The organism is Marinobacter sp., from assembly GCF_052094685.1.
Lineage (GTDB): Bacteria > Pseudomonadota > Gammaproteobacteria > Pseudomonadales > Oleiphilaceae > Marinobacter.
The window spans coordinates 1-3,401 of sequence record NZ_JBQDKB010000169.1; the positions used below are offsets into that span (position 1 = coordinate 1).

4 protein-coding genes are annotated in these 3,401 nt (G+C 52.3%); 2 read left to right on the forward strand and 2 right to left on the reverse strand.

Annotation, left to right across the window (positions count from 1 at the left end):
• Positions 1–131 precede the first annotated feature (131 nt).
• A complete protein-coding gene (locus tag ACTH3S_RS18160; protein WP_441810414.1) occupies positions 132–800 on the forward strand; it encodes a DNA-3-methyladenine glycosylase I in 669 nt (222 codons plus the stop codon).
• A gap of 7 nt (positions 801–807) precedes the next feature.
• Here ACTH3S_RS18160 and ACTH3S_RS18165 read toward each other — a convergent pair whose 3' ends face one another.
• Positions 808–1,086: an acylphosphatase gene (locus tag ACTH3S_RS18165; protein ID WP_441810415.1), complete on the reverse strand. Its 279-nt coding sequence runs from the start codon at positions 1,084–1,086 to the stop codon at positions 808–810.
• 23 nt (positions 1,087–1,109) lie between these two features.
• Entirely contained in the window at positions 1,110–1,919 is an 810-nt protein-coding gene (cobS, locus tag ACTH3S_RS18170; protein WP_441810416.1) for an adenosylcobinamide-GDP ribazoletransferase, read from the reverse strand.
• Between the two features lie 524 nt (positions 1,920–2,443).
• Between cobS and ACTH3S_RS18175 the strand changes: the two genes are divergently transcribed.
• Positions 2,444–3,401, forward strand: a 958-nt coding sequence (locus ACTH3S_RS18175) for a GAF domain-containing protein (protein WP_441810417.1), incomplete at its 3' end; no start/stop codon positions are given.

The following is a 3,401-nucleotide window of genomic DNA, read 5'->3' on the forward strand; positions in this document are numbered from 1 at the left end:
TGCCCCGATTATCTCATGTCGATACTGCTTGGTTAAGTCCGACAGGCTGCTAGAATTGATATAAGTCAATATTGATCCAAATACGACATTTATTATTAGCAAGCTCACCAAAACTTCAAAGACGAGACACTATGCGCTTTTCAGATATCCACGAACGCGCCATCGCCCGCAAAGGCGGTGTGGCAGAACTAAACGCGTTGCTACCGCAGTTGCCACCTGCTGCCGAGTTGAAGGCGCGAACGGATGATCGCTATCTTGCAGAAATCACCCGCTGTGTGTTCAAAGCCGGTTTCGTGTGGCGGGTAATCGACAACAAATGGCCGGGCTTTGAGGCGGCCTTTCAGGGGTTTGTGCCTGCGTACTGGCAGCAAGTACCGCCAGACGTTTTGGAGGACCTGGCCCGGGATGAGCGCATTGTGCGCAATCTGCAAAAAATTCGCACGGTGCCAGAAAACGCCCGCATGATTATGGATGCGGTGCATGAACACGGCAGTTTCGGGGCCTTTTTGAGCCAGTGGCCGTCGGAAGACGAGGCCGGTTTGTTGTTATGGCTGAAACGCCACGGCTCCCGCTTGGGCGGCAACAGCGCGCAGTATTTTCTGCGCATTGTAGGCTGGGATGGCTTTATTTTGTCCCACGATGTGGTTGCGGGCCTGCGCCTCGCCGGTCTTCTGGACGCCTCGCCAACGAGTAAAAAAGGGCTGCAACAAGCGCAGGCGGCTTTTACTGGCTGGCACCAGAAAACAGGTCTGCCATACAGCCAGTTATCGCGCATTTTGTCGTGCTCGGTGGAGGGTTGAACGCTAGTCAGCGTCGGATTCCGAAACTGGAAAACTCACCGGTCACGTCCTGTTTTTCGACCTCTACTGAGCTTACAGAAGCCGCTGGAGGGCCTTCTCGGCACCAGGATTCGAGCTTTTTGAGCTGGTTTTCGCTGCCTTCAGCAACAATCTCTACATTGCCATCAGGAAGGTTTCGGCTGTACCCCACAATGTCGAGTTCGTTTGCCTGAGCCTGCGCAGAGGCGCGGTAGCATACGCCCTGAACACGCCCCGAAATAATCAGTTTCCAGCGTTTAAAGCTCATGTTTTGCCTCACTTGTGTCGGGCTTATATCCCCAATAACAGCACTAACTCACAGAACACCACACTGGCCCCGAGCGCGTCGCCAGTGTAGCCGCCTAGCTGCCGCTGCAGATACCCGCCCCACAGCAACACGATGGTAATGATTGCAGTAAATGCGGCCAACCATAGACCTGGCAACCACAGGCTGAAAATGAGAGCGACCAACGCGGTAAACAGGCAGCTAACCAGCAAACGCTTGCGTGAAAAATCTTCCGCTACCGGTTTGCTTTTGCTTTTATCCGGGTCGGTTACATAGGGCAGAAGGATCATCAGCAACAAGGGCGCCAATCTGCTTATCGCAGGCGTTACCAACAGCGCCAGCCAGATGCTTTGGGCATCCACCAGAAGCGCAGCCTTCAGACCAAGAGCCATCACCAGAGCCACGGTGCCGTAGGTACCTATGCGGCTGTCTTTCATGATCTCCAAGCGTTTCTCAACAGTATAGCCGCCGCCCAGTGCATCCACGCTGTCTGCAAGGCCGTCTTCATGGAAGGAGCCGGTAATAAACAAGTGAAAGCACAGCACCAGCAACACACAGGAAAGCGGACTCCATGCCAGGCTGAGAAGCGCGAATAACCCGGCATACAGCGCACCTAGAAACAAACCCACCAGCGGGAAATAGATGCTGCACTGGTTCATCAGTTTCTGGGAGTAATCAATACGCACCAGCATGGGAATGCGGGTGAGAAAGCCAATGGCCAGCCAGAATGCCTGCCATTCACGGGAAAGCAGTGAGCTGTGTGGTGGTTCGGATGCTGAGGGATCAGAATCGGATTGCGAGGTGCGGTCCATCATGGCCGGCTCCGTTTGCCAGAGAAGAGCGCATGATACCGAATACGAAGTATCCGGCATCTACTAAAATGTAGATTGCTGAGAGACTTGGTACGATGATTAAGGCTGTCCTGCCTATGTATTTCATATTCGATTCCATTCGCAGTATTTCAACTCATATTCTGCCAGGTTACTCAGTTTTTTAGGGATTGTAACTCGGTTAGAATTGTCGATTTTCAACTTTGTGCTCCTCGCCAGCCTGTTAATGCATCCAGCCTAGCAACCAGAAGCACAACGATACCGATAGCTATGGCTTTAGCTGGGCTTGAACTCGGCTTATTTTCGGTGGCTTCGCTCACTGAGTGATCTCCTGGAAGTAGTCGGGCGTTTGAGTGGAGTATAGGGCGCAGTGAAAAGTATGGTATCACTTGGTCAAAACCGGGGCGACAAGCCATACGGCAAATGTTGGCCGGAGGGCCGAATGGCCCCGTGAGGCGCTGTGGGCTACACTTTTATGGTGGTGTGGGTTCAAGGACAGGGAGTGGTTCATGAGAAAGCAGTCCGGCGAAATGGAGCCACTTGTAGATCCTGATTACTTTTTCAGAAAGCTGGCTTCGGGCATTCCCGGTATCCTCAGTACCTATTGGCTCAGTGCCGATGGTGAGTTCCACCGGTACCTGTTTGTTAGCGATCAGGTGCAAGACATTCTGGGTATTAACGCCAACGAGTTGCGGGAAAATGCAGATGCGATATTTTCCGCGATTCATCCGGACGACCTAGAAGGTGTATCTGCAAGCATTGCGGATTCTGCTATGGCGCTCACACCTTGGCGGTATCAGGCTCGCTTAAGGGTGAACGCAGGGCATTTTGAATGGTTTGAGGCGCATTCCAAGCCTGAGCGACAGGCCGACGGAAGCACCATCTGGTATGGTCAGATTCACAACATTCAGCACTACAAAAATCTCGAACGTACGTTCAGGGAGAGCGAGGCGGAGTCTGCTTTTCAGGCGACTTTTCAAAAGCTTATCGCAAGGCTGTCGACTGAATTCATTACCTTGGGTTTCGGTGCCATTGACGAGAGCATTCGCGAATTGTTGAAGGCAATCGGAGGATTTTTCGATGTAGACCGGGCTTACTTGTATGAGTTCTCATCCGACTATCAAATCATGGATAACACCCACGAATGGTGTTCGCCCGGCGTACTGCCTCTTATTGATGAGCAGCGCAATGTATTGATAGATGGCTTTGAATGGTGGCACGAAAAAATTTCCGAGATGGTGAGTGATAACCGGATCATTTTTGTTGAAGATCTTACACAAATGCCCCTCGGGCCTGAACGAGACATGTTGGAGCAGCAGGGTGTTTGCTCCATGTTTTGCGTGCCGGTTCGGGTAAATGGTGCGGTTACCGGATTTTTTGGTGTGGACTCGCTTCGCAAGCGTGCCTGGCGTGAAGATCAGGCAGACCTCCTGATTATCGTGTCGGGCCTGCTTTCCGGTGCACTAG